The organism is Pseudomonas sp. Irchel 3F3 (genome assembly GCF_900187545.1).
GTDB lineage: Bacteria > Pseudomonadota > Gammaproteobacteria > Pseudomonadales > Pseudomonadaceae > Aquipseudomonas > Aquipseudomonas fortuita.
In genome coordinates, this window is record NZ_FYDS01000008.1 from 244,394 (window position 1) to 270,933 (window position 26,540).

A 26,540-nucleotide genomic window follows, 5' to 3' on the forward strand; every position below is an offset into this window, starting at 1 on the left:
GCGAGATGAGCCAGGCCTATTTCATTGCCGGTACCGACACCGATGTCGGCAAGACCACCATCGCCGCCGGGCTTTTGCATGCGGCGCGCTTGCAGGGCATGAGTACTCTGGGTGCCAAGCCGGTGGCCTCCGGCTGCACGATGACAGCGAAAGGCTTGCGCAACAGCGATGCCCAGGCGTTGATCGACGAAAGCACGATCAAGTTGCCCTATGAGCAGGTCAACCCGTTTGCCTTCGAGCCTGCGATTGCCCCGCATGTGGCGGCGCGTGAGGCGGGGGTTACGTTGGCTGTTCCGGAGCTGCTGGCGGCAATGCGCAATGTGCTGCAACAAAATGCCGATTTCACCTTGGTCGAAGGGGCAGGTGGCTGGCGCGTGCCACTGTCGGGCCTGGAGAATCTTTCCGACCTTGCCGTTGCGCTGCAGTTGCCGGTGATTCTTGTGGTTGGGGTGCGCTTGGGTTGCATCAGCCATGCCTTGCTCAGCGCCGAGGCCATCGAGCGTGACGGGCTGCAACTGGCCGGGTGGGTGGCCAACATCATCGAGCCCCGTACTTCGCGACTTGAAGAGAATCTGGCGAGCCTGGCGGAGCGCTTGCCGGCGCCTTGCCTTGGGCGGGTGCCCAAATTGAAGCAAGCCAGTGCCGATATGGTGGCTGAACACCTTCAGCTGGATCTGCTGGATTAGCCGTTTCCACGCCCGGCCCCTTCGCGGGGGAAACCGCTCTTGTAGAAGCTGGCTTGCCGGCGATAGGGCCGGTGCAGGAATACCCAAGGCCTATCAACTGGCACCAGGCCATTATGCTTTTAAACGGGCCTTTTCGCGCCCAGCCTGTTTTAATTAGGCCTGTTCGTCATCCAGCGTCAATGGAGTCCTGACATGGAAATCACCGGTAGCTCCGCTTATTACGCGGGCCTGAGCGCTATCCAGACCGGCCAGAACCGGGTCGATCAGGCCGCCGGCCAGATCGCCAACACCACCGCCGAACGTACCGCCACCAGCCAGTCCAGCGATTTTCAGGCCGAACGCCTGCGTTCGGTCGACCGCAGCCAGCAGATGGACATGGCCACCAGCGTGGTGCAAATGGCCGTAGGCAAAACCGAAGTCGAACTTGGCGCAAAGGTGGTCAAGGCATCCGACGAAATGCTCGGCCGGATCATCGACACCTACGCCTGACAGATCCCCCTTCAATTAAACACAGCCCCTGTGGGAGCGGGCGTGCCCGCGAATGCGTCAGGTCAGGCTTCTTTAATGTCTGGCCGGGCCCTTTTCGCGGGCACGCCCGCTCCCACAGAGGCGGCGATTTTTCTGGGTGTGGCGTAAACGCCATTTTTCGTGGCGCAAATGGCACCATAGTCCAACCTTGACAGAAGGCGGAGCTAAACGTAAGTTTCAAACAACTGTTTGATAGACGGCCGCCAAGAGCTGGTCACCCCCACAGAACTGACCCAGAGGTTCATCGCAATGCCTGATTACAAAGCCCCCTTGCGTGATATCCGCTTCGTTCGCGACGAACTGCTTGGCTATGAGGCGCACTATCAGAGCCTGCCGGGCTGCCAGGACGCCACGCCTGACATGGTCGACGCGATCCTTGAGGAAGGTGCGAAGTTCTGTGAGCAGGTGCTGTCCCCGCTGAACCGTGTGGGTGACCAGGAAGGCTGCACCTGGAGCGAATCGGGTGTTAAAACCCCGACCGGCTTCAAAGAAGCCTACGAGCAGTTCGTCGAAGGCGGCTGGCCGAGCCTGGCGCATGACATCGAGCATGGCGGCCAAGGCCTGCCGGAGTCGCTGGGCCTGGCCTTGAGCGAAATGGTTGGCGGTTCGAACTGGTCGTGGGGCATGTACCCTGGCCTGTCGCACGGTGCGATGAACACCATTTCTGCGCACGGCACTGCCGAGCAGCAGCACACCTACCTGACCAAGCTGGTGTCCGGCGAATGGACCGGCACCATGTGCCTGACCGAGCCGCACTGCGGTACCGACCTGGGCATGCTGCGCACCAAGGCCGAGCCACAGGCCGACGGCAGCTACAAAGTGTCGGGCACCAAGATTTTCATTTCGGCCGGTGAGCACGACATGGCCGGCAATATCGTCCATATCGTCCTGGCCCGCCTGCCGGATGCACCGGCCGGTACCAAAGGTATTTCGCTGTTCATCGTGCCGAAGTTCCTGCCTGACGCCGAAGGCGGTGTGGGCGAGCGCAACGGCGTGAGCTGCGGCTCCATCGAGCACAAGATGGGCATCCACGGTAACGCGACCTGCGTGATGAACTTCGATGCTGCAACCGGCTACCTGATCGGCCCGGCCAACAAGGGCCTGAACTGCATGTTCACCTTCATGAACACGGCTCGCCTGGGTACCGCGCTGCAAGGCCTGGCCCACGCCGAAGTGGCGTTCCAGGGTGGCCTGAAGTACGCCCGCGAGCGCCTGCAGATGCGCTCCCTGACTGGCCCGAAAGCCCCGGACAAGGCCGCTGACCCGATCATCGTGCACCCTGACGTGCGCCGCATGCTGCTGACCATGAAGGCCTTTGCCGAAGGCAACCGCGCGATGGTGTACTTCACCGCCAAGCAGGTGGATATCGTCAAGTACAGCCAGGACGAAGAGGAGCGCAAGAAGGCCGATGCCCTGCTGGCGTTCCTGACCCCGATCGCCAAGGCGTTCATGACCGAAGTCGGTTTCGAAGCGGCCAACCACGGCGTGCAGATCTATGGCGGCCACGGCTTCATTGCCGAGTGGGGCATGGAGCAGAACGTACGCGATAGCCGTATCTCGATGCTGTACGAAGGCACCACTGGCATCCAGGCCCTCGACCTGCTCGGCCGTAAAGTGCTGATGACCCAAGGCGAGGCGCTGAAGGGCTTCACCAAGATCGTGCACAAGTTCTGCCAGGCGCAGGAAGGCAATGAAGCGGTCAAGGAGTTTGTCGAACCGCTGGCGGCCATCAACAAGGAGTGGGGCGAGCTGACCATGAAAGTGGGCATGGCCGCCATGAAGGACCGCGAGGAAGTGGGCGCGGCCTCGGTCGACTACCTGATGTACTCCGGCTACGCTTGCCTGGCCTACTTCTGGGCCGACATCGCCCGCCTGGCAGCCGAGAAGCTGGCAGCCGGCACCAGCGAAGAGGCCTTCTACACTGCCAAGCTGCAGACTGCGCGCTTCTACTTCCAACGTATCCTGCCGCGTACCCGTACGCATGTGGCGACCATGCTGTCGGGTGCCAACAACCTGATGGCGATGGACGAAGAGCACTTCGGCCTGTCGTACTGATCTATCCGCTGTAGCGAAAACCCGCCTGCCCTCACCGGCAGGCGGGTTTTTTTATTTTTCAGGTTCAGCGCGTTCCTGCACCGGATGGCATCTGAAACGAAATTCAACTGTTCATGTGCGCTGCCGATGAAGTGAGGGCACAATGCCACTATTGATCTGCCGGGTTGGAGATTACCCTTGTTTCGTCTTAACGCTGTTCGCGCAAGCCACTTCCTGCCTTCGCTGTTCCTGTTGCTGGCAGGGCTCGCCGCAGCCTATGTGAGAGACCTCAGTGTCTTTTTCACATCGCTGTTCAACGTCCTGCCCACCTTGGTCCTGTTGCTGGGCGGTGCCTACTGCGCGGTTTACCGTCGCCAGCGTGAGTTGTTCATGATGCTCACGGTGTACATCGCCTACTACCTGCTCGACACCCAGACCGACTTCTACCGTGACCATGGCCGCGTGCGCGAGGACGCGGCCGTGATCTTCCACCTGGTGTGCCTGCTGCTGCCCGCTCTGTTCGGGCTATACGGCGCCTGGCAAGAACGTACCCACCTGCTACAGGACATGGTCGCTCGCGGCGCCGTGCTGTTCGCAGTGGGCAGCGTGGCGGTAGCCCTTGAACAAAGCTACCCTGAAGCATTGCTGACCTGGCTGGCGGAAATCCGCTGGCCCACCTTGCATGGCCAGTGGATGAGTCTGATCCAGATGGTCTACCCGTTGTTCATCGGCGTTTTCCTCCTGCTGGTGGTGCAATACCTGCGCGCACCGCGGCCGTTGCACGCCGCGTTGATAACCGGGTTGCTGGGTATTTTCTGGATGCTGCCGCAGACCTTCATCTTGCCGTTCACCCTGAACATCATGTGCAGCCAGGTGATGTTGATGATCGCCGCAGCGGTTGCGCACGAGGCCTACCAGATGGCCTTCCGTGACGAACTGACCGGCCTGCCGGGGCGCCGTGCGCTGAACGAGCGCATGCAGCGCCTGGGGCGCAACTACGTAATCGCCATGACCGATGTGGACCACTTCAAGAAATTCAACGACACCCACGGGCATGATGTGGGTGACCAGGTGTTGCGCCTGGTTGCCAGCCGCTTGTCCAAGGTGACCGGCGGTGGCCGCGCGTATCGCTATGGCGGTGAGGAGTTCGCCTTGGTGTTCGCCGGCAAGACGGCCGAGGAATGCGTGCCCCACGTGGAGGCCGTGCGCGAGGTGATCGCCAACTATGTGATGCACCTGCGCGACCAGAACAGCCGTCCACAGGACGATACCAGCGGGCGCCAGCGGCGGGCGGGCAGCAGCGGCGGGACGGTGTCGGTCACCATCAGCATCGGTGTGGCCGAGCGCCAGGTTGACCACCGTAACCCCGAAGCGGTGCTGAAATCTGCTGACCAGGCGCTGTACAGCGCTAAAGGCGCGGGGCGCAATTGTGTCATGGTGCATGGGCAGCAATCGCAGCGTGGGGCGGTGCGTACGGCGTGACCGTAGAAGACTATGCGGTCAAGTGATGACCCTATGTCTCGTAAAAGTTGTTCGGTTACACTGCCATCAACCCCAGTGTCGCGGTTCCCCGAGACCGCCCCGACCCGACTAGTGAGAGGTTGTCATGGCTGACTATAAAGCGCCCCTGCGCGACATGCGCTTCGTACTGAATGAAGTCTTCAACGTGGCCGAGCAGTGGGCGCAGTTGCCCGGGCTGGCAGAGGTAGTCGATGCCGACACCGCCATGGCCGTGCTGGAAGAAGCCGGCAAGGTCACCGCCAAGACCATCGCGCCGCTTAGCCGCGCCGCCGATGAAGAAGGCTGCCGCTGGGACAACGGTGCGGTAAGCACACCGGCCGGTTTCATCGAGGCCTACAACACCTACGCCGAAGGCGGCTGGGTAGGCGTGGGCGGCGACCCGGTGTTCGGTGGCATGGGCATGCCCAAGGCCATCTCGGCTCAGGTCGAGGAAATGGTCAATGCCTCCAGCCTGGCCTTTGGCTTGTACCCGATGCTTACTGCAGGTGCCTGCCTGTCGATCAATGCCCACGCCAGCGAAGCGCTGAAGGCCAAGTACCTGCCGAACATGTATGCGGGTGTGTGGGCTGGGTCCATGTGCCTGACCGAGCCGCATGCCGGTACCGACCTGGGCATCATCCGCACCAAGGCCGAGCCTCAGGCCGACGGCAGCTACAAGGTCAGCGGCACCAAGATTTTCATCACCGGCGGCGAGCACGACCTGACCGAGAACATCATCCACCTGGTACTGGCCAAGCTGCCGGATGCCCCGGCGGGGCCGAAAGGCATTTCGCTGTTCCTGGTGCCCAAATTCCTGGTCAATGAAGACGGCAGCCTGGGCGCGCGCAACCCGGCGACATGCGGCTCGATCGAGCACAAGATGGGCATCCAGGCCTCGGCCACCTGTGTGATGAACTTCGACGAAGCGGTCGGTTACATCGTCGGTGAGCCGAACAAGGGCCTGGCGGCCATGTTCACCATGATGAACTACGAGCGCCTGGGCGTGGGTATCCAGGGCCTGGCCTCCGCCGAACGCTCTTACCAGAACGCAGTGGAATATGCTCGCGACCGCCTGCAGAGCCGCGCCCCGACAGGCCCGCACGCCAAGGACAAGGCCGCCGACCCGATCATCGTCCACCCGGACGTGCGCCGCATGCTGCTGACCATGAAGGCGCAGATCGAGGGTGGCCGCGCCTTCTCGACCTATGTGGCCATGCAGCTGGACAGTGCCAAGTACAGCGAAGACGCCGCCGTGCGCAAGCGCAGCGAAGAGCTGGTGGCACTGCTGACACCGGTGGCCAAGGCGTTCCTCACCGACCTGGGGCTGGAGAGCACTGTGCACGGCCAGCAGGTATTTGGTGGGCATGGTTACATCCGTGAGTGGGGGCAGGAGCAGTTGGTGCGTGATGTGCGCATTACGCAGATCTACGAAGGCACCAACGGCATCCAGGCCCTCGACCTGATGGGGCGCAAGGTGGTGGCCAGCGGCGGGGCGTACTACAGACTGTTCTCCGACGAGATTCGCCAGTTCATTGCCAGCGCAGGCAGCGAACTGGACGAGTTTGCCAAGCCGTTGGCTGCCAGCCTCGACCAGCTCGACGGGCTGACCGAATGGGTGCTTGAGCAGGCCAAAGGCAACCCGAATGAAATCGGCGCGGCGTCGGTCGAGTACCTGCATGCCTTTGGTTATGTGGCCTATGCCTACATGTGGGCACTGATGGCGCGGGCGGCCAAGGCGGGTGAGGGGGACGAGGCGTTCTACTCGGGCAAGCTGGGGACGGCGCGGTTCTACTTTGCACGGTTGCTGCCACGTGTGGATTCGCTGGTGGCTTCGGTGAAGGCGGGGAGTGAGTCGCTGTTCCTGCTGGATGCCGAGCAGTTCTGACATGTTTTTGGGCCGCTTTGCGGCCCCCAGCCATGGCATTTCTGGGAACGAATCCTCTTTGTAAGCATTTTCCTACACGACGTGGTGACTTTTCACCACTGTTCTAAGATTGGATCCACGGTTAATCTTTACCACATGGACGTTGCGCAGGAAGCGCAAAGGACAGATCAAGGAAGACGACGAAGGACCACCTGCCAGGATGGCGGGGCGATACGGATGTCACAGGGAAACAGTCTGGAAAACCCCGCTTCGGCGGGGTTTTCTTTGTGCGCGTGTTTTTTCAGGCCAGCACATCCAGCGGCGACGCCCCCAACAGGCGGGCGTCCGTCTCCTCCTCCAGTAGCGTGCGCAGCAGTTCCACAGAGGCCTGCTGGCGCTGTGCATCGCGGAACACCAGGCCAACCTTAAGCGGCACCCGCGGCTCGCTCAATGGCTTCCACAGCAGCCCTTGATCATCCTCGGCAGCCTCCTTGGCCCGCCCCGGCAAAATGGTGGCCAGTGCCGTGTGCGCCAGGCTGTCGAGAATGCCCGCCATGTTGTTCATCTCTGCCTGCACGTGTGGCCGTCGGCCTTGGCTGGCCAGTTGCGCCTGCCAGATCTGGCGGATCTGGAACTCCTCACCCAGCATCAGCATGGGCAACTCGGCGGCCTGGCGGATGGACACCTTCTTGAAATCCTTCAGGGGGTGGGTATCGGGTATGACCAGTTGCAGTTCATCTTCGTACAGCAGCAGGCCATGCAGCCCTGGCTGGCGCGGTGGCAGGTAGCTGATGCCGATATCCAGGCTGCCGTTGAGCAGCCGCCGTTCTATCTCCAGCCCCGACAACTCGTATATCTGCACGACAAGGTGCGGCTGTGCCTTGCGCAGCCGTTCGAGCAACTGTGGCACCAGGCTGGGCCGCACGGTCTGCAACACGCCGATAGCCAGGGTGCGCAGCGACTGGCCCTTGAAGTTGCGCATGGCCTCGTGGGCGCGTTGCAGGCCATCAAGCAATGGCAAGGCGTGGTTGTACAGGGTATGGGCAGCCAGGGTGGGCAGCAGGCGCTTGTTGCTGCGCTCGAACAAGCTCAGGTCCAGGCTGTGTTCCAGCTGACGGATTTGCTGGGAGAGCGCCGGTTGGGAAAGCGACAGGCGCTCGGCGGCGCGGCCCACGTGACCTTCTTCGTACACCGCGACGAAATAACGCAGTTGGCGGAAATCCATAAGTAACACTTATCGAAAATGCTGGAAAAACGAAATGGTCGAAAACCCTCGTGAAGCCTAGTCTATCGCCGTATTCCAAAGGGTTACAGCAGTCATCAGGCTGATTGTTACCCAGGATGAAAAACACTTTTGATAGGCAAGGCAAAATATAGAGTGTCGGCGTCAAGACCGCACCGTGGCCGCCCTTTACCGTGATTGGTTGGAGCCCTGATGAACCTGTTCAACCTGCGCCGTTCGGCACCTGCCGCTGTCGCCGAGCCCAAGCGTGCGCCGGTGATCGTGCCGCAGGCTGATGAGTTGTCGCGTGATCGCCTGATGCCCGGCGTCGAACGTGCAGCGCAGGTGTTCGTGCGAGGGCAGGGCTCCTGGTTGTGGGACAACGAAGGGCATGCCTACCTGGACTTTACCCAGGGCGGTGCGGTCAACAGCCTGGGCCACAGCCCCAGCGTGCTGGTGAAAGCGCTGGGCAACCAGGCCCAGGCACTGATCAACCCGGGTTCGGGCTTTCATAGCCGTGGCTTGCTGGGGTTGGTCAACCGCCTGTGCCAGAGCACCGGCAGCGAGCAGGCCTACCTGCTTAACAGCGGTGCGGAGGCCTGTGAAGGTGCGATCAAGCTGGCCCGCAAGTGGGGCCAACTGCACCGCAACGGCGCTTACCACATCATCACTGCCAGCCAGGCCTGCCACGGCCGCAGCCTGGGTGCGTTGTCGGCGTCTGACCCGTTGCCGTGCAACCGCTGCGAGCCTGGCCTGCCGGGCTTCAGCAAGGTGCCGTTCAATGATCTGGCTGCCCTGCACGCCGCAGTGGATTCGCGCACCGTGGCCATCATGCTGGAGCCCATCCAGGGCGAGGCGGGTGTTATCCCCGCCACGCTGGAGTACCTCAAGGGTGTGGAAACGCTGTGCCGTGAACTGGGCATCCTGCTGATCCTCGATGAAGTGCAGACCGGTATCGGTCGTTGTGGCGCGCTGCTGGCCGAGGAGCTCTACGGAGTGCGCGCGGACATCATCACCCTGGGCAAAGGCCTGGGCGGCGGGGTGCCACTGGCTGCGTTGCTTGCCCGGGGTACAGCATGCTGCGCCGCGCCTGGCGAACTGGAAGGCAGCCACCACGGTAATGCGCTGATGTGCGCCGCCGGCATGGCGGTGCTGGACACCGTGCTGGAGCCGGGCTTTTTTGCCCAGGTGCAGGATAACGGCCGCCACCTGCGCGAAGGCCTGAGCCGCCTGGCCGGGCGCTATGGCCAGGGTGAAGTACGCGGGCAAGGCCTGCTGTGGGCCCTGCAGCTAAAGGAAAGCCTGGCCCGCGAGCTGGTGGCGGCCGCCCTGCACGAAGGCCTGCTGCTCAATGCGCCGCAAGCGGATGTGGTGCGTTTTTCGCCAGCGCTGACCGTGAGCAAGGGCAACATCGATGAAATGCTGTTGCGCCTGGCACGCGCCTTTGCGCGCCTGCATGCCCAGCAGCAGGCCCGCCGCGAGGTGCCGGCGTAGCTGTTTAGCAAGACCGAGAATTCTACGAACCGTCTGGCGTTCCTGCGCATCGCCCCTGGCCTGTTTCATTCGGCCCGGGGCGTTTTTTTTGGCTGGTGGAACCTCTGTGGCGAGCGGCTAGTCTTTGATGTAACCCTTCAGGAGAGACTCGCATGGACTTTATTCGCATCATCATTGCCATTCTTTTGCCTCCGCTGGGGGTGTTTCTGCAGGTGGGGTTTGGCGGGGCGTTCTGGCTGAATATTCTGCTGACCCTGCTGGGATACATTCCAGGGATCGTGCACGCGGTATACATCATCGCCAAGCGCTGAGGCGCCGGGGGTTGAAGACATGCCGGTCTTCCACCCCCGCAACAGCCATCAGTTTCGAAGCTGACTATGCAATGCGTTTTACCATGAGTTTGTCGACGTAGTGTTTCAGCGCGTTCAGTGGGAACCCGGTATTGTAAGCGCCCCATTTCAAGTAATGCCGGGCAGGGGAGAATGTCTGGCACACGAGGGTACAAGGATCTTTTTCATCGGGTTCCCTGGGTTTTCCTTCCCGGTCGGCCGTGAATTTCTGGGGCGCATTATCCAGAAAGAGCTGAACGGTACCGATATCTTGGTCACTGGAGAGCAGAACCCGAATTCGGATGTCGTACCACTTGTCCGCTTCAATTCGCGTCCACCAGACCACCTTGTGTTTTTCACCATCAAGCCGGGTGTTGTAGTGCGTCATTTCAAACCGGCCGGCCTGCACCTTCATGAAGAAAGGGTAGATATTGCTGCCCTCGGACTTCCACTGAAAGATTACATAATCGCCATAGGGCGCGTTGTCGACGTCCGGAAACTTGCTGCTCCAACAGAAGTCGTAAATCTGATTTTCTTCCCAGCCTTCATAGACCTCGTAGGGTGCCACATTCACTTTGATGGAGTTTGACTCGCACCGGTAATTGGTCGGGTGGGCGGGTTTGTCAAACAGCCAGACTTTTCCTCGCTCGGTATCGTGGACTACCTTGAGGCTGGCACCCGTGTCCGAACCGCCTGTTTCGACCATTCTGAACAGGTCATTGGGTGCTTTCTGCTCATCTTCCTGGGTGCGGTCGAGGGGTGTGGTTGACCCGACCCACATCAGAAAGTTGTCAGGGACACTGGGTGGGCAGCGCTCCTCTTTAACTTCCGGCTGGTTCTTTTCAAGGATTGCACCTTGGGTTTTATACGGTGATAACCATTGCAGCCATAGCGCCCATGCCCGCATTACAAAAGGCTTATGGCCATTTTTTTGATCTTTGAGGAGTGCTTCGTGTTCGTCTTTTTCCATCATGGCGGCCCATTGTCAATTTACAATAGCCGCCGCCCTGATAGCGCATCCATTCAGATTCAAGGGCGGCGCGAATACCGCGACGTTAGGGCCTGAACCAAGACACGTCTACTGACAGAATTGCCAGGTAATCGTGGGTTTGCCGAATGCAAAGCACACTTAAACTTTATTGTGTTGAGGGTTGATCACGTTGCTAAAGAACAGCCACTCCTGTTCCAGCGCATGCGCCAGGTTATTTGCCTGTCGGAAGCCGTGCCGTTCGAGTGCATAGAAATGCCCCTCTGCCTGAACACCCTTGGCCTGGAGTGCTGCGAGCATTTTTCGGGTCTGCTCCGGTACCACTACCGCATCCAGTTCACCCTGGAAGAAAATCACTGGCGCCCTGATGCTGTCTGCATGCAGAAGAGGGGTGCGTTGGCGATAGCGTTCGGCATCCTGCTGCGGGTCGCCGATCAGCCAGTCCAGGTAATCCCCTTCGAACTTGTGCGTGGCACGGCCCAGGGCCAGCGGGTCGCTGACCCCATAGAGGCTGGCGCCGGCGCGGAACACGTCATGGAACGCCAAGGCGCACAGGGTGGTGTAGCCCCCAGCACTGCCGCCGCGGATGAACGCCTTGTGCTGGTCGACCAAGCCCTGAGCAGCCAGGTATTCGACCGCCGCGCAAGCATCGGCCACATCGCTCTCACCCCAGCGCAGGTGCAGTGCCTGGCGGTAGTCACGGCCATAGCCGGTGCTGCCCCGGTAGTTCAGGTCGGCCACGGCAAAGCCGCGTTGAGTCCAGTACTGGATGCGTGGGTCCAGCACGGGATAGCAGGCTGACGTCGGCCCGCCATGGATGAACACCACCAGCGGTGCAGCGCCCTGCGACTGTAATGGCGGGTAGAAGAAACCATGCGCCTGCTCGCCTTCACTGCCGTAGTGGAAAGACTGCGGCAGGCTGATCTGTTCCGCCGGCAGTATTTCGGCACCACCGGCCAGCACGCGTACCTCGTGGTTGCGGCGGTCAATGCCAATCACTGCCGGCGGGCTGATGGGCGAGGCGGCGATGGCATACAGGTGTTCGCTGTCCATGGCCAGGCTGCGAAAGCGTGTGTAGGCACTGGCGTAACGCGCCATGCGGCCATCTTCAGCACGCAGCCCCAATTGCCCGAAGCCGTCTTTGAACCAGCTGGCCAGGTAGCTTTGCGGCCCCAGCGCCAACCAGGTGCAGGTGCCCATTTGCCAAGGCGCTGCCGCGTGGTCGGCAAGCTCCGCAGGCAACACCTGCCAGTGGCCATCGACTTCGCCCCAGGGCTGCCAGAAGCCGTTGCGGTCGGACAGACAGTAGAGACGGCCTTTGTCATCGAAGCGCGGCTGCTGCAGCGATTCGTCATCGCCGGCCACGCACTGCGCGGGCCCCCAATGGCCACTGCTGTCGCGGACGCGGCACATCAGCCGGGTGACGGTCCAAGGCTGTGCCGGGCGGTCCCATTCGACCCATGCCAGTCGTTGGCCATCGGCACTCACAGTGGGTGAGGCATAGAAATCGGCGCCCTCGGCCAACACCTCGCGGCTGCTGTCACCCAACGCAACCAGACGATGCTCTACCTGCTCGGCATGGCGTTCCTCGACGGCCAGCACCTGGCCACCGTGCCACTGCACATCGCCGTAGCGGCAGCTGCCGTCCTGGGTGAGCGCACGCGGTGGCAAATCGTCCAGCGGCTGGGTGTAGACCTGCTGGTCCTTTTCGTTGACGAACACCAGCCCGTCGCCACCCAGGCAGAAGCTGCCCCCGCCATACTCGTAGACCCGGCTGCGCACACTGAAGCCATCCGGGGTCAGGCATCTAGCCTGGTGGTACAGCCAGTGCCAGATACGGCAAGCACCATCGGCCGGGCGAAATTCAATCCAGAACAGCCCGTCGGCACTGACTTTGAGTTCCGTGAAGTCGGTGCCGGCGGCTACCGCCTGGGCCGCGCTGAATTCAGCCGCGGGCGATGACACGGGAGTTTCGATCATTGCGGAAGGTCATCTGTTCAATGGCGAGCTGGGCGGTTTCCGCCTCCTCGCGGGCCTTGAGGATGATGCCGTGGTCGGCCGACTTGGCGCACACAGGGTCGGCGTTGCTGGCATCGCCGGTCAGCATGAAGGCCTGGCAGCGACAGCCGCCGAAGTCCTTTTCTTTTTCGTCGCAGGAGCGGCATGGTTCGCGCATCCACTCATAACCACGGAAGCGGTTGAAGCCAAACGACTCATACCAGATATGGTGCAGGTCGTGGTCGCGTACATTGGGGAACTGCACCGGCAGTTGGCGGGCGCCGTGGCAGGGCAGCGCGGTGCCGTCCGGGGTGATGGTGAGGAACAGGTTGCCCCAGCCATTCATGCAGGCCTTGGGGCGCTCTTCGTAGTAATCCGGGGTGACGAAAATCAGCTTGCACGGGCTGCCCTCGGCTTTGAGCTTGTCCCGGTACTCATTGGTGATGCGTTCGGCCCGCTCCAGCTGTGCGCGGGTCGGCAGCAGCCCCAGGCGGTTGAGGTGCGCCCAGCCGTAGAACTGGCAGGTGGCAAGCTCGACGAAGTCGGCTTCCAGGGCAATGCACAGCTCGATGATGCGGTCGATCTTGTCGATGTTGTGCCGATGGGTGACAAAGTTGAGCACCATCGGGTAGCCGTGGGCCTTTACCGCACGGGCCATCTCCAGCTTTTGCGCAAAGGCCTTCTTCGAACCGGCCAGCAGGTTGTTGACCTGCTCGTCGCTGGCCTGGAAGCTGATCTGGATATGGTCCAGGCCGGCCTTCTTGAAGTCGGCGATGCGCGCTTCGGTCAGGCCGATACCCGAGGTGATCAGGTTGGTGTAGTAACCCAGGCGGCGGGCTTCGCCGATCAAGTCGGCTAGGTCCTGGCGCACCAGCGGTTCACCGCCGGAAAAGCCGATTTGCGCGGCGCCCATTTCCCGCGCTTCGGCCATCACCTTGAACCACTGTTCGGTGCTCAGCTCCTGACCCTGGGCGGCGAAGTCCAGCGGGTTGGAGCAGTACGGGCACTGCAGCGGGCAGCGGTAGGTGAGCTCGGCCAGCAACCACAGCGGCAGCCCGACCTCGGGCGTGGGCGGTAACTCAGGCGAGGACGATCCAGTGTTCGGCACGGGCCACCTCCATGAACTGCTCGATGTCTACGGCTACGTCCGGAGCATCGGGGAATTGCTGTTCGAGTTCGCTGATGATTGCTGCCACGTCACGCTGGCCGTCGATCAGGCCACCGATCAGGCTGGCGCTTTCGTTGAGCTTGATCATGCCCTCGGGGTAAAGCAACACATGGCCCTTTTGCGCTGGCTCGTACTGGAAGCGGTAGCCAGGGCGCCAGTTCGGCACCTGCTTGCGATCAAAACTCATAGGGTGATCCCCTTGTGCCACACCCGGTCCTGGGTGACGGAGTGATAAGGCGGGCGGTTCAGCTCGTAGGCCATGCTCATGGCGTCGAGCATGCTCCAGAGGATATCCAGCTTGAACTGCAGGATCTCCAGCATACGCTCCTGGCCCGCGCGGGTGGTGTAGTGCTGCAGGGTAATCGCCAGGCCGTGCTCCACGTCACGGCGGGCCTGGCCCAGGCGGGTGCGGAAGTACTCGTAGCCGGCCGGGTCGATCCACGGGTAGTGCTGCGGCCAGCTGTCCAGGCGCGACTGGTGGATTTGCGGGGCGAACAGTTCAGTCAGCGAGCTGCTGGCCGCTTCCTGCCAGCTGGCGCGGCGGGCGAAGTTGACGTAGGCGTCCACGGCAAAGCGTACGCCTGGCAGTACCAGCTCCTGGGAGCGTAACTGGTCCGGGTCGAGGCCGACGGCCTGGCCCAGGCGCAGCCAGGCTTCGATGCCACCGTCCTCGCCGGGTGCGCCGTCGTGGTCGAGCAGGCGCTGGATCCACTCGCGGCGTACTTCGCGGTCCGGGCAGTTGGCCAGGATCGCGGCATCCTTCATCGGGATGTTGACCTGGTAGTAGAAGCGGTTGGCTACCCAGCCCTGGATCTGCTCGCGGCTGGCGCGCCCCTGGTACATCGCCACGTGGTACGGGTGATGAATGTGGTAATAGGCGCCCTTGGCGCGCAGGGCCTGCTCGAATTCGGCAGGTGACATTGGCAGTGCATCGCTCATTCGGCTGGCTCCTGTAAAGCTGAGTCTCGGCTCGATCCCACAGGGGAACTAAGTTGCTTGTGCGAGCTCGTTGTTACAACTCGATGCTCATGCCATCGAAGGCAACTTCGACGCCCCGGCGCAGGACTTCGGCGCGCTCGGGTGAGTCTTCGTCGAGAATCGGGTTGGTGTTGTTGATGTGGATAAGTACCTTGCGCTGGCGCGGGAAGCCGTCGAGGACTTCCAGCATGCCACCGGCCCCGTTCTGCGCCAGGTGACCCATTTCGCGGCCGGTGCGGGTGCCCACACCGCGGCGCTGCATCTCGTCGTCTTCCCACAGGGTGCCGTCGACCAGCAGGCAGTCGGCACCGTGCATCATCGTCAGCAGCTTGTCGTCTACCTGCCCCAGGCCTGGGGCATAGAACAGCTTGCCGCCGGTGCGAGTGTCCTCGACCAGCAGGCCCAGGTTATCGCCCGGGTGCGGGTCGAAGCGGTGTGGTGAGTAGGGCGGCGCGGCGCTGCGCAGGGGGAACGGAGTGAAGCGCAGGTTGGGGCAGGCGTCGATCACGAAGCTGCCTTCCAGCTCGATGCGGTTCCACTGCAGGCCACCGTTCCAGTGGCTGAGCATGTTGAACAGCGGGAAACCGGTGGTCAGGTCCTGGTGGACCATGTCGGTGCACCACACCTGGTGTGGGCAGCCCTCACGCAGGCTCAGCAGGCCGGTGGTGTGGTCGATCTGGCTGTCCAGCAGGACGATGGCGTTGATGCCGGTGTCGCGCAGGGCCCGGGCCGGCTGCATTGGCGCAAAGCCTTGCAGTTGGGCGCGGATGTCGGGCGAGGCATTGCATAACACCCAGTGCACGCCGTCGTCGGACAGGGCGATGGATGATTGAGTGCGCGCCGTTGCCCGCAGGGTGCCGTCACGGTAGCCCTTGCAGTTGACGCAGTTGCAGTTCCACTGCGGGAACCCACCACCGGCGGCGGAGCCGAGAACCTGGATGTACATGGCCACTCTCTATGCAGAAAACCGTATCGTAAAAACGAAAACGCCCCGGCGGGCCGAGGCGTTGAGGCGCAAGCCTGGCTTAGCGGCTTGCGAAGTACATGGTGACTTCGAAACCGATACGCAGGTCAGTGTAAGCAGGTTTGGTCCACATGGAATTACTCCTTCCGAATGAGGGTTGGGTTGCTCAGCTACTACTTGGGTACCGCCATGGCTCGGCAGTTCCCTGAAACTGGGATTGCGCTATCTTACAAGAAAAATTTGTACTGAAAGGTTAATTATTCGAAAAGCGCCGTTGCGATTGGCGTAACAATCGAGAGGTTGTTCACGGCCATTCGAGGGCTGGCGCGGCAGCGTTGGCCAAGCAGAGCCAAGGGCAATCCTTATCGAGCAGGGTGCCCAGCAGCTGGTCCAGATCCGTCTGCCGCGTCTTCAAGATAGCCTTGCGCAGCTCATCCAGCCTGCCAGGTTGTGTAGCCAGGTGTGTCTGCCATGCCCATTCGGCAACGTCGGCGTTGGCCATGGCGGGCTCGTCGAATTGCCCGGCCAAGGCCAGGCGAGCGCCCGGATCCAGCGTGATGCCTTGGCGCAGGAGGGTAAACAGGTGGTCGAGGATCTGCGCCTGGCGGGTATGCGGCGACTGCACGCCAAACAGCAGGCCGCCGACGCCCTCGACCTGACGAAAGGTACTGAATACCGCGTAGCCCAGTTGCAGCTCTACCCGCAGCCTTTGGTAAACCGGGCCTTGCAGCAGTTGTGCGAGCAGCCGCCCGCTGGCTTCGCTGGCCGCAGGTAGCGGGCAGAACAGCAGCAGGGCGTGTTCACTTCCCGGTACTTCTGCGTGCTGCCAACGGTGTCTGGCCCATTTCGGCAAGGGGCCAGGCAGCGAGCCTTGCCCAGGGCACTGCTGCAACGCGGTGCCCAAGGCGCCCAGAGCGACATCGTCGAACCCTGTGGCAAGGCCATGCCAGTGTGTGTGCTGCCACAGGCTGTCGAGTTGCGGCTGTGCCGGCGTGCAGGCAGGCATACTGGCGGGGTGGGCGCCCAGTACCGCATCGGGCAGTTGCTTGAGCAAGGCCCTGATGGGGATCAGTGGCGGTGCCGTTGCCGCGTAGGGCCGCCAGCAGTTTTCTCCTGGCATGAGCATGAGTGCCAGGGCCTGCTCCACAGCCCGAAGCACTGCTGCCGGTTGCCCTGCGCAGCGCAATTGCCAGTATTCGCCAACAGCACTGAACAGCAGTTGCACCGACGCGCGCTCGCAACGCTCCTGCAATGGGGCCAGCGCTTGTTCCAGCACCGCCTGCATGCGCTGGCGCAAGGGCGAAGGCACGTGCCAGCGCAGGTACAGCGCAGCGCACTGACGGGTACCAGGCAGCACGTCGCTGGTTTTCAGGGCCGGCGGTAGAGGTTGCGCTGGGGCATTGGGCACATCTGCCATGAGCAAGGGGTCGACCGGGGGCAGCTGCCATTGCCCGTGCGCTTGGCTCGGCAGGCCCTTCAGCAGTGCACTGAGGGCCAGCAGACCTTGCGCGTCCAGTTTGGCGAACGGCTGGCCCGTGCTGTCCCGGCGGGCCAGCTCAAGCGCGCCGGCGCTGCGTGCGCGGCTGCGCTGCAGCAGGCCGAATGCGTGGTTGATCTGCTCAAGGTCGGCCTGGCGGATGAAGCCGAACCAACCTTGCAGCAGGGCATCTGCTTCCTCCTGGTTGGCGCTTGCGCTCAGTTGCAAGTCAATGCGCCAAAGTAACTGCCCGGCGAAGTTGTACAGCATCTCGGCCTTGAAGCTTTGCAGCCAGCCACGTTGGCGCAGCGCATCCAGCCAGGTACCTGGGCGGTTGTCACCGAGGCAGCTGATCAGTAATTCCAGCGCCTGCTCGGCACCTGCCGGGAGCTGTTCATGGGTAAAGACCAGGCGCGCGCGCGTTGGCGACAATGACGGTGGCAGCGTTTGTGGCACCGGCGTGCCCGTTGCGAACAGGCTGGCATGCTGCCTGCCCAGCTGCTCCAGCTCATCCAGAGACTGTGGGCCACACAGGCTCAAGGTTATCTGGCCGCCTTGGTAATACCGTTGGTGAAAACCTTCGAGGGCTTGCTGGAAGGCAGGGTTCTGCAAGGCCAGGGTGTGCCGGTTACCGGCGTGAAAAGCGCCTAGCGGATGGCCCTGCGACACCGATTGCAGCAAGGCGAACTGCTGCTGAGCCTGCGGGTCGCGCGACCAGGCAATGAACTCGGCGTGGATCACTTCGCGTTCACGGCGTTGGCGCTCGATGCCCAGGTCGGGCTCGGCCAGCATCTGGCACAGGCGCTCAAGCCCTCCGGCCAAGGCATTGGTCGGGACTTCGAAGAAAAAGTCTGTGGCGCGCTCCCGGGTGCTGGCGTTGACCTGGCCGCCGAGAGCCTGGACGTAGCGCATCAGGCCGTCGTCCAAGGGGAACCGCGCGGTGCCGAGGAAGAAAAGGTGTTCGAGGAAGTGGGCCAGGCCGGGCCACCTGGCGGGCGCGTCGTGGCTGCCCGCGTGCACCCGCAATGCAGCAGCCGAGCGCTTCAGGCGCGGGGCGTGGCGCAGGGTCAGCTGCAGGCCGTTGGCGAGCGTGAGATGGCGAGTGGTGTCAGGCATGGGAACTCCGGTAACTGCGGTCCATGCTAACCCATTTGTTTGCAGGCCCGGCCCCAGTCAGCTTTTACGCAAGTGCAGTTCCTGGCGCAGGTCTGTCAGGTAAGGAAATGCCTCCCGCCCCTGCACCACCCGTTCATGCTCCAGCTCCGCCAGCAGCAGGCATTCATCCCGCCCGGCCATGGCCAGCAGGCTGCCATCCGGGCCGATGATGCTGCTCTGCCCGCAATATTGGATCGGGTCTTCCGAGCCGCAATAGTTGGCATACACCAGGTAGCACTGGTTTTCCTGCGCCCGCGCCCTCACGGTCACCTGGCAGATGAAGTCGTACGGGGTCATGTTCGCCGTCGGCACCAGGATCAGTTCGGCACCGTCCAGCGCCAGGCGTCGGGCGTTCTCCGGGAACTCGATGTCGTAACAGATCAGCAGCCCGACTTTCCAGCCGTCCAGTTCCACCACCGGGAAGTGGTCGGGGCCTGCGCTGAACATCGAGCGGTCCAGATCCCCGAACAGATGGGTCTTGCGGTAGTTGCTCAGGCTGCGGCCGTGCGCATCAATCAACTGCACACTGTTGTAGATCGCACCATCATCGCCGCGCTCGGGATAGCCGTAGACAATAGCGATACGGTGCGCCTGGGCAATCTCCACCACGCCCATCGCCGCCGGTCCATCGCTGGCTTCGGCCAGCCGCTCTACCTGGGCCAGGCCGATGTTGTAGCCGGTCAGGAACATTTCCGGGCACACCAGCAGTTGCGCGCCGCGCTCGGCAGCCAGCTGGGCCTGGTGGTGCAGCCGTTGCAGGTTACCGGGCACGTCCAGTGGCTTGGGAGCGCCCTGGAACAGAGCAATGCGCATGGTGCCTCCTTGTGTCAGTCTGCCAGGGCGATCGGGCCGATCTCGTCAAACACATCGCCCGGGCCGGGGTTGTCCGGGTGGGTCTGGCCACCGAAGTGGTTCATGATACCCCACACCGCATTCAGCGATGTCTGCACCGCGCCTTCCACCCACGCCGGGGTCCACGACACGTCGTCACCGGCGATGAACATGCCGCGCTGCTCGGCAGGCATGTCTTGCTGCATGAAGTGCGCGTACATGCGCTGGTTGTAGCGGTAGTGGCCCGGCAGTGCGCCTTTGAAGGCGCCGAGGAAGTGCGGGTCTGCCTCCCAGGAAATAGTGATTGGGTCGCCGATGATGTGCCCGGCGATATCGGTCTTGGGGTAGATCTTCTTCAGCGCATCCAGGGCCAGCTGGACGCGCTTTTCCACGGGGTGCGGCAACATTTTCAGCGCGTCGCTCATCCAGGCGTAGGACAGGCAGATCACACCCGGCTTGTCGTCGCCGTTGTCGAACAGGTAGGTGCCGCGGGTGAGGCGATCGGTGAGGGTCATGCTCATCAGGTCGCGGCCGGTTTGCGGGTCCTTGTCCTTCCAGAACGGCCGGTCGACCATGACGAAGGTCTTCGACGACTGCATGTAGCGGGTGCGGTCCAGCGCCATCCACATCTTTTGCGAAAACAGCGATTCCTCGCAGTCGATCTGGGTGGTCAGCAGCCAGGTCTGGCAGGTGGCGAGCACGGCGCCGTAGTGGCGGGTGTCGCCCCAGTTGTCGGTGACCGCCAGGCGGCCATCGGCGGCACGGGCAATGCGCTTGACCCCGGTGCGCGGCGCACCGCCATGCAGGCCACTCAGGCTGGTGCCCTCCGGCCAGTGGGCGCAGCGCTCAGGCACATGGCGCCAGATACCTTGCGGCACCTGCTCCACTCCGCCCACGACCAGGTGTTGGTGGTCGTCGCAGTTGGTCATCACCACGCGGAAAATTTCCAGCATCGAGTTGGGGAAGTCCGAGTCCCACCCGCCGGTGCCGAAGCCGACCTGGCCAAACACTTCGCGATGCTGAAAGCTCAGTTTGGCGAACGAGCGCGAGGTGGCGACGAAGTCGTAGAAGGTGCGGTCATCCCACAGTGGGACCAGCTTGTTCCACAGTTCCTTCAGGCGCGGTACATCCCGGTCGCGGATGGCCTGCTGGATGTCGGCGAACTGGGCGCCGCTTTCCAGCGCATCGGCCCAGGCGTCGGCTACTTCGTGGAACAGCTTGGGCAGGTCGGTGGTTTTTTCGGCGTAGTAGGTCTGGCCTTCCAGGTCGATCACTGTGCTGCCCGAGGCCGGGGTCAGCGGGTTGGGGAAGGGCTTGGTTTCCAGGCCCAGCTTGTCCACGTAGTGGTAAAAGGCAGTGGACGACACCGGAAAGCGCATGCCACCGAGTTCGGCGATGATTCCGTCGGTGCCGTTGAAGGCTTGCGAACGCAGCCTGCCACCCAGCTTGGAGGCCTCGTACACCACCGGCTTCAAGCCCAGTTTCATCAGCTCGTAGGCCGCCACCAGGCCGGCGATACCAGCACCCACGATTGCCACTTCCTCACCGTGACGCTCAGCTGGGATGCTGCCCAGGCCTGCGGGGTGTTCCAGCCAGTCGTCGAAAGCGAAGGGGAAGTCCGGGCCGAAGATGGTGATCGGCTTCTTGCCGTCGGCGGGGTGGCGGTTTTTCTTGTTCATGAAGTGACCTTGCCAGAGAGGCTGCGCGGGTGGCGGAGCCTGAGTATAGGAGATGGCTGGAGGTCATTTTAAGGCGTGGGGGAATCGTAATTAAGGTGCATATTGGCGTCTTAATGTATTACTTTTCGTCGAAAAAGTAAGTTTAAAATTATTTATGACGAAGTGCTTGTAGTGCGATTTGCTGTGCCTATCAGGTCGAGCGCCGCCCGCGCGGCGCTCGATCTGATAGGCGCAGTAAATTGCAAGGCAAGCACCTGGTGGCCTCATGCGGCCTCTCTGGCGGGCATAAGTACACTTTGGACGGGGTCTGATCAGCCAATTCCTACACCCAACGCTCGAATTAAAGAATTACCCTACGCTCGCTATCGCCTCAGTCTGGCATCGCGGCAACGGCTTCATCGTTAACTTCACCGGGTCGCCGAAAATTCGGTGATCGGGCGTGAGAACCCGCTGATCTTTCTAGAGGCGCACTGTTATGGCAGCTGTGCGCGGGCAGGCTTTGCCTGGCCGGGTATGCGCCTCCAAGTTCGCCGGTTCTCACCTCGCGCATGGCTGCCACCCAATTCCCGTGAGAAGGAAGCGATTGGCCGCCAGTCATCCCTGTGATCTGGAGGCTATACCATGACTGACCGTTTGCCCGATCAACCTGTAAAACTGCAACCCACCGCTGAAAAGCCCTTCTGCAACTGCGAATCCAGCCACCCGCCGCTATTCGCCATCCGTCCTGGCATCGACGCCGCCGACGCTCTAGTCCACGCCTGCCTGCTGGCCCGTGGCCTCAACCAGATTGCCACTGACTACGCCCAGCACCACGCCCCCGAGCGTAGCCGAGACATCGTCTGGTCGATGCAGCATTCTGCCGAGAGCCTTTCGGCGATTCTGGAGGGGCTGCTCGACGGCCAGGAGACCTGATTGATCAGAGCGGCTGTCCGCGATCCACCTTGCTGCTGAGAATGATCGACGTGGTGGTTTTTTCCACCCCGTCGACACTGCCGATCTGGTCGAGCAACTGGTCCAGTTGCTCAGGTGAGTCCGTAAGCAGCCAGGCCACATAGTCGAATTCGCCGCTTACCGCACACAGCTGCTGCACCTGGCCCATGGCACTCAGGCGGCGTACCACTTCCTTGCCGGAGCGCGGCTGCACCTTGATCCCCACATACGCCTGCAGCCCGCCACCCAGCACCCGCTGACCCAGACGTACGCCATAACCGGAGATGACCTTGTTCTTCTCCAGACGCTCCAGGCGCGAATTGACGGTGGTGCGGGCGATACCCAGCTGGCGGGCGAGGGTGGCGACACTTTCGCGGGCGTTGATTTGCAGCAGGGCGATCAGTTGGCGATCGATTTCATCCAGCGTGATGGAGCGGGAATCCGACATGGCGAGTCTCTTCGGTTGGCCTGCTAGCCTAGCCAGCGAGTGGCAATCAGGGCAAGGCCGGAGTGCCGTGTACTCAAGGACAACAAGCTGCGCTTTCTCTTGACCCCCGCGGCGGCCTGGCCCGGCGTCATGCCCGGCACATGCAGCAGCGACCCGGGGCAGGGCGTGCACGGAAAAAGCGGGCGTGTTTGCGCAGTTGGTCTACAGGCAAAAAAAAGCCGCGCATTTGCGCGGCTTTCGTATGTGGTGGGCCCACACGGACTTGAACCGTGGACCAAAGGATTATGAGTCCTCTGCTCTAACCAACTGAGCTATAGGCCCTCAGTAAGTGGCCGGATTATAACGGGGGTTTCGCACCTGTGCCATCTGAAAGATCCGATAGTGCTATGCGAAGAAACGCTGTCGCGAACTCCTCGGGCGGCAGTGGCAGGCTGACGATGTAGCCTTGGATCTGCTCGCAGCCCTCGGCCGCCAGGAAGCGTTGCTGGGCCTGGTTTTCCACACCTTCGGCAATGATGGTCAGTTGCATGCTGCGGCCCAGGGCAATGATTGCACGGGCGATGGCGGCATCGTGCGGGTCGTCGGGCAGGCCGCGGATGAACGACTTGTCGATCTTCAGAATGTCCAGCGGCAGGCGCTTGAGATAGCTCAGCGATGAATAGCCGGTGCCAAAGTCGTCGATGGCCAGTTGCACGCCCAGTTTTTTCAACTGGTACAGCACGGCCAAGGCCTCTTCAGCTTGGCTCATGATGAAGTTTTCGGTGATCTCCAGCTGCAAGTCACCTGCCTTGAGTTGGTGATGCTTGAGCAACTGTTCGATGCGCCGTGCCAGGTGCGGCTGGCGTAGCTGGGCGCCCGCGAGGTTGATCGACAAGGGGCCGAAGGGTTCGTAGTGCTGCTTCCAGGCCTGCATCTGCTGGCAGGCCTGTTCCAATACCCAGTCGCCGAGCTGGAGGATGGTGCCGTTCTCCTCCGCCAGGTGGATGAAGTGCTCCGGGGGCACTTCACCAAAGGTCGGGTGGCTCCAGCGGATCAGCGCCTCGGCGCCGACCAGGCTCTGGGTCTTGAGGCTGAGCTTGGGCTGGAAGCACAGGCTCATTTCGTTGCGTTCGACGGCACGGCGCAGTTCGTGTTCCAGAGCAATGCGTTCGCTGGCCTGGGCGGTGAGGTCGCGGGTGTAGGCTTCGACGCGGTTGCGGCCCTTGGCTTTGGAGCGGTACATGGCAGCATCGGCGTTGCGGATCAGTGTGGCAACGTCGCTGCCATCCTGTGGATAAAGGCTGATGCCGATGCTGGCGCTGGTGAAAAACTCATGCTCACCGGCCTGGAACGGTGCGATGAAGCAGGCCAGCAGCTTGTTGGCGATGGTACTGGCGTCACTGGGCTTGTGCAGGCCGGGCAGCAGGATGATGAACTCGTCGCCGCCCAGGCGGGCCACGGTGTCGACATCACGCACCTGCTCCTTGAGGCGCTGGGCAATGCCCTTGAGCAGCAAGTCGCCGACCGGGTGGCCAAGGCTATCGTTGATGTGCTTGAAGCGGTCGAGGTCGAGGAACAGCACCGCACCCTGGCGGTTGGACACCTGCGCGCAGGTGAGCACGGCCTGCAGGCGGTTCTCGAACAAGGCACGGTTGGGCAGGCCGGTCAGCGGGTCGTGGTGGGCCTGGTAGTCGAGCTTGGCCTGGGCATGCTTGAGGCTGGAAATGTCGGCGAACACAGCAACGAAGTGAGTGATCTCGCGGTCGCTGTTGCGCACGGCGCTGATGGTCAGCCAGCCGGGGTACAGTTCGCCGTTCTTGCGCTTGTTGTAGATCTCGCCTTGCCAGTGACCCTCGGCGGTGAGCTGGTGCCACATGGCGGCATAGAAGGCGCTGTCGTGCTGGCCGGATGCAAGCAGGCGCGGGGTCTGGCCGAGGGCTTCGATTTCGCTGTAGCCGGTGATTTCGCTGAAGGCACGGTTGACGGCACTGATGCGCTGGTCGATATCGGTGATCAGCACGCCTTCGGCAGTGTTCTCGAACACGGTGGCGGCCAGTTGCAGTTTTTCCTGCATCAGGTGGCGCTCGGTGATGTCGCGGGCGATGGTCAGCATGCAGTCGACGCCGGCAATCGGCAGGGGCCTGGCGGACAGCTCGCACAGGCGGACCTGCCCGTCGCTGCGGCGGATGTGGCAGGTGAAGTCACGCACGAAACCGTCGCGGTTGAGCTGGTCGACCAGGCGTTTGCGTTCGTTGAGGTCGACCCAGATACCCAGGTCCAGCGAGGTCTGGTCGATCGTCGGGTTCAGGTCATAGCCAGTCAGACGGCAGAAGCCTTCGTTCACCTCAAGCAGCAAACCGTCGCTCTGGCGCGACAGCAGCAGGCCGTCGGGCGAGGCGTGGAAGGCCTTGGCGAACTTTTCTTCTGAAGTTTGCAGCTGCTGCTGGGTCTCCTTGAGCTGGCTGATGTCGCGAACTGCCACAACCAGCGCGGGGGTGCCGTCCAGTTCGAAGGTTTCGGCCGAAGTCAGGCCGGTGAAGAGTTGGCCATTACTGCGGCGAAAGCTCATCTCAAGGTTGCGGATGCCACCTTGGTGCAGGCGCTCAAGCAGCGGCGGGCCGGAGCCTTCGACGCCCCACAGGTTCAGGTCGGTGGCGCTGCGGCCAAGCACCTGGTCCGGGTTCAGGCCAATCTGCTCTTCGAAGGCTTCGTTCACCTCCAGCAGGCAGCCGTCGCTGTGGCGGGCAATCAGTAGAATGTCGGGGCACTGCTGGAACACCGAGGCAAACTTTTGCTCGGAAAGACGCAGGGCGTCCTCGGTGCGCTTGGTTTCGCTGATGTCGATCATCAGCCCGCGCATCACCGGCTGGTGCCCGTGTTCGATCATGCTGACAATGTTGCGTATCCACAATGGCTGACCGTCGGCCCGTATCACCCGATAGTCCAGGCTGTGGTCGCGTCCGGCTGCGGTTTCGCTGTCGCAGTATGCCTGCGCCCAGAGCGCGTCCTCCGGGTGCAGGATGCTGCGCCAGAAGCCCGGTTTGAGCCAGTCGCCAAGCGGGTAACCCAGCAAGTCTTCGGCGTGCGGTGAGACATAGCTGTAGGTGAAGTCGTTGGCGTCGGCTTCCCAGGCGATGGCTGACAGGCTCTCGACCAGGCCGCGGTAGTGGTACTCACTGCTGCGCAGCTCCTGCTCCAGGGCGATGCGCCGGGAAATTTCCGAGCTGAGGCGGCGGTTGATACGGATGACCACGGCCAGAACGGCCATCAGCAAAAGGACTGTTGGCAAGCCATATACCAGCAGGTCGGACCAGAACATCCGTTGGTCGACCACGTTACCCACCCAGCGCTGCTGGATCTGGCTGACTTCGCCGCTGCTCATGTCAGCCATGACTTTGTCCAGAATGCCCACCAGCACTTTGTTGTCACGTGGTGCGGCCATGGCCAGCTGATAGCGGTAGGGCGTTTCACCACTGACGTAGAGGCCGTCGAGCTTGAGCTGTCGCAGGCTCCAGATGCTTGACGCCAGGTCGCCGACCACCGCGTCCACTTGATCGGTAGCCAAGGCCTGCAGTGTGGAGCTGACATTGGGCAGCGCCACCAGGTTGAGGTCGGGGTGATGGGTACGCAGCAGTTCGTGCGGGGCGTAATTTTCGACTACGGCAATCTTCAGGCCATACAGGTCGTCCAGTTTGCGCGGTTGGACACCGCCTTTGTGGGCGAGGATGACGATCGGGAAGTCGAGGTACGGACGGGTGAAGGCCAGGTAGCCTTGGCGTTCGGGCGTGGACATGATGCCTGGCAGCAGGTCGATGCGGTTATCCCGTGCCTGCGCCAGTACCTCGGTCCAGCTGCTGGGCTCGACCGGTTTGAGCGTCACGCCCAGGCGTTGCTGGATCGCAGCGATGTAATCGGCGGCCAATCCCTGGTACCGGCCCTCCTGGTCGCGAAACTCGAACGGTGGCCAAGAGGCGTCTACACCCAGGCTCAGCTGCGGGTGGGCAGCCAACCAGGCTTTTTCCTCGTCTGTCAGGGTCAGGGCGCCGGCCGTCGTGTTCCACAGAATCAGGAGCAGCAACAGAATGGCCGGCATAAGTGGCATAGCAGCCTCGCATTCTTGGGGTCTGACGTCGAGTGTAGACGGGCATTGCGCAAGCGTGGGGTAAGCGAGATACGTGTAGGTGCAGCCTTGTGCTGCGAAAGGGCCGGTATGGGCGGAGGTGTTCGGTGACCCGGATGGCCTCTTCGCAGCACAAGGCTGCTTCTACAGGGACCGCGAGTGCTTCAA

At 62.3% G+C, this 26,540-nt stretch carries 21 protein-coding genes and 1 tRNA gene; 8 read left to right on the forward strand and 14 right to left on the reverse strand.

The features are described 5' to 3' along the window. The first annotated feature begins 5 nt into the window (after positions 1-5). The 5 genes from bioD (at position 6) to CKW35_RS19535 (ending at position 6,633) form a co-directional block, all read left to right on the forward strand. Positions 6-686 carry a dethiobiotin synthase gene (bioD, locus tag CKW35_RS19515; protein WP_016484581.1) on the forward strand — a complete coding sequence of 227 codons (681 nt, stop codon included), beginning with the start codon at positions 6-8 and terminating at the stop codon, positions 684-686. A gap of 192 nt (positions 687-878) precedes the next feature. Next, positions 879-1,175 (forward strand): hypothetical protein, encoded by a 297-nt coding sequence (locus CKW35_RS19520; protein ID WP_016484582.1) that lies wholly within the window; start codon positions 879-881, stop codon positions 1,173-1,175. Positions 1,176-1,463: 288 nt separating this feature from the next. Beyond that, entirely contained in the window at positions 1,464-3,269 is a 1,806-nt protein-coding gene (locus CKW35_RS19525; protein WP_016484583.1) for a phenylacyl-CoA dehydrogenase, read from the forward strand. A gap of 177 nt (positions 3,270-3,446) precedes the next feature. Beyond that, a complete protein-coding gene (locus CKW35_RS19530; protein WP_016484584.1) occupies positions 3,447-4,730 on the forward strand; it encodes a diguanylate cyclase in 1,284 nt (427 codons plus the stop codon). Between the two features lie 124 nt (positions 4,731-4,854). Next, complete coding sequence (locus CKW35_RS19535) at positions 4,855-6,633, forward strand: acyl-CoA dehydrogenase C-terminal domain-containing protein (protein ID WP_016484585.1); 1,779 nt, start codon at positions 4,855-4,857, stop codon at positions 6,631-6,633. 280 nt (positions 6,634-6,913) lie between these two features. Here CKW35_RS19535 and CKW35_RS19540 read toward each other — a convergent pair whose 3' ends face one another. After that, positions 6,914-7,837: a LysR family transcriptional regulator gene (locus tag CKW35_RS19540; protein ID WP_016484586.1), complete on the reverse strand. Its 924-nt coding sequence runs from the start codon at positions 7,835-7,837 to the stop codon at positions 6,914-6,916. Between the two features lie 210 nt (positions 7,838-8,047). Here CKW35_RS19540 and CKW35_RS19545 point away from each other — a divergent pair, with 210 nt between their 5' ends. Beyond that, positions 8,048-9,328 carry an aspartate aminotransferase family protein gene (locus tag CKW35_RS19545; RefSeq protein WP_016484587.1) on the forward strand — a complete coding sequence of 427 codons (1,281 nt, stop codon included), beginning with the start codon at positions 8,048-8,050 and terminating at the stop codon, positions 9,326-9,328. Between the two features lie 152 nt (positions 9,329-9,480). Next, positions 9,481-9,639, forward strand: coding sequence for a YqaE/Pmp3 family membrane protein (locus tag CKW35_RS19550; RefSeq protein ID WP_003177654.1), 159 nt, complete (start codon positions 9,481-9,483; stop codon positions 9,637-9,639). Between the two features lie 64 nt (positions 9,640-9,703). Here CKW35_RS19550 and CKW35_RS19555 read toward each other — a convergent pair whose 3' ends face one another. The 10 genes from CKW35_RS19555 to CKW35_RS19600 form a co-directional block, all read right to left on the reverse strand. Continuing rightward, positions 9,704-10,627: a heparin lyase I family protein gene (locus CKW35_RS19555; RefSeq protein ID WP_159971686.1), complete on the reverse strand. Its 924-nt coding sequence runs from the start codon at positions 10,625-10,627 to the stop codon at positions 9,704-9,706. A 159-nt stretch (positions 10,628-10,786) separates the two neighbouring features. Beyond that, positions 10,787-12,625, reverse strand: coding sequence for a S9 family peptidase (locus CKW35_RS19560; protein WP_095116661.1), 1,839 nt, complete (start codon positions 12,623-12,625; stop codon positions 10,787-10,789). Then, the gene (gene pqqE, locus CKW35_RS19565) at positions 12,591-13,751 is read right to left on the reverse strand and encodes a pyrroloquinoline quinone biosynthesis protein PqqE (protein WP_023047100.1); all 1,161 of its coding nucleotides are present in this window, start codon (positions 13,749-13,751) and stop codon (positions 12,591-12,593) included. The genes CKW35_RS19560 and pqqE overlap by 35 nt, the downstream gene beginning before the upstream one ends. Further along, complete coding sequence (gene pqqD / locus CKW35_RS19570) at positions 13,723-13,998, reverse strand: pyrroloquinoline quinone biosynthesis peptide chaperone PqqD (RefSeq protein WP_095116663.1); 276 nt, start codon at positions 13,996-13,998, stop codon at positions 13,723-13,725. The genes pqqE and pqqD overlap by 29 nt, the downstream gene beginning before the upstream one ends. After that, positions 13,995-14,750: a pyrroloquinoline-quinone synthase PqqC gene (gene pqqC, locus CKW35_RS19575; RefSeq protein WP_095116665.1), complete on the reverse strand. Its 756-nt coding sequence runs from the start codon at positions 14,748-14,750 to the stop codon at positions 13,995-13,997. The genes pqqD and pqqC overlap by 4 nt, the downstream gene beginning before the upstream one ends. A 73-nt stretch (positions 14,751-14,823) precedes the next feature. Then, positions 14,824-15,735, reverse strand: coding sequence for a pyrroloquinoline quinone biosynthesis protein PqqB (gene pqqB, locus CKW35_RS19580; RefSeq protein WP_016484592.1), 912 nt, complete (start codon positions 15,733-15,735; stop codon positions 14,824-14,826). Positions 15,736-15,814: 79 nt separating this feature from the next. Continuing rightward, positions 15,815-15,886: a pyrroloquinoline quinone precursor peptide PqqA gene (gene pqqA / locus CKW35_RS19585; RefSeq protein WP_008365141.1), complete on the reverse strand. Its 72-nt coding sequence runs from the start codon at positions 15,884-15,886 to the stop codon at positions 15,815-15,817. A 171-nt stretch (positions 15,887-16,057) separates the two neighbouring features. Further along, a complete protein-coding gene (gene pqqF / locus CKW35_RS19590; protein ID WP_095116667.1) occupies positions 16,058-18,346 on the reverse strand; it encodes a pyrroloquinoline quinone biosynthesis protein PqqF in 2,289 nt (762 codons plus the stop codon). 57 nt (positions 18,347-18,403) lie between these two features. Beyond that, positions 18,404-19,198: a carbon-nitrogen hydrolase family protein gene (locus CKW35_RS19595; RefSeq protein ID WP_016484594.1), complete on the reverse strand. Its 795-nt coding sequence runs from the start codon at positions 19,196-19,198 to the stop codon at positions 18,404-18,406. A 14-nt stretch (positions 19,199-19,212) separates the two neighbouring features. Then, positions 19,213-20,895 (reverse strand): NAD(P)/FAD-dependent oxidoreductase, encoded by a 1,683-nt coding sequence (locus tag CKW35_RS19600; protein ID WP_060517982.1) that lies wholly within the window; start codon positions 20,893-20,895, stop codon positions 19,213-19,215. Positions 20,896-21,516: 621 nt separating this feature from the next. Between CKW35_RS19600 and CKW35_RS19605 the strand changes: the two genes are divergently transcribed. Further along, positions 21,517-21,807, forward strand: coding sequence for a hypothetical protein (locus CKW35_RS19605; protein ID WP_095116669.1), 291 nt, complete (start codon positions 21,517-21,519; stop codon positions 21,805-21,807). Between the two features lie 4 nt (positions 21,808-21,811). Here CKW35_RS19605 and CKW35_RS19610 read toward each other — a convergent pair whose 3' ends face one another. The 3 genes from CKW35_RS19610 to CKW35_RS19620 all read right to left on the reverse strand — a co-directional run bounded on the left by CKW35_RS19610 (position 21,812) and on the right by CKW35_RS19620 (position 26,354). Next, complete coding sequence (locus tag CKW35_RS19610) at positions 21,812-22,273, reverse strand: Lrp/AsnC family transcriptional regulator (RefSeq protein ID WP_016484597.1); 462 nt, start codon at positions 22,271-22,273, stop codon at positions 21,812-21,814. A 244-nt stretch (positions 22,274-22,517) separates the two neighbouring features. Continuing rightward, a tRNA-Ile gene (locus CKW35_RS19615) sits at positions 22,518-22,594 on the reverse strand. A 16-nt stretch (positions 22,595-22,610) separates the two neighbouring features. Continuing rightward, complete coding sequence (locus tag CKW35_RS19620; RefSeq protein ID WP_016484598.1) at positions 22,611-26,354, reverse strand: bifunctional diguanylate cyclase/phosphodiesterase; 3,744 nt, start codon at positions 26,352-26,354, stop codon at positions 22,611-22,613. Positions 26,355-26,540: the final 186 nt, after the last annotated feature.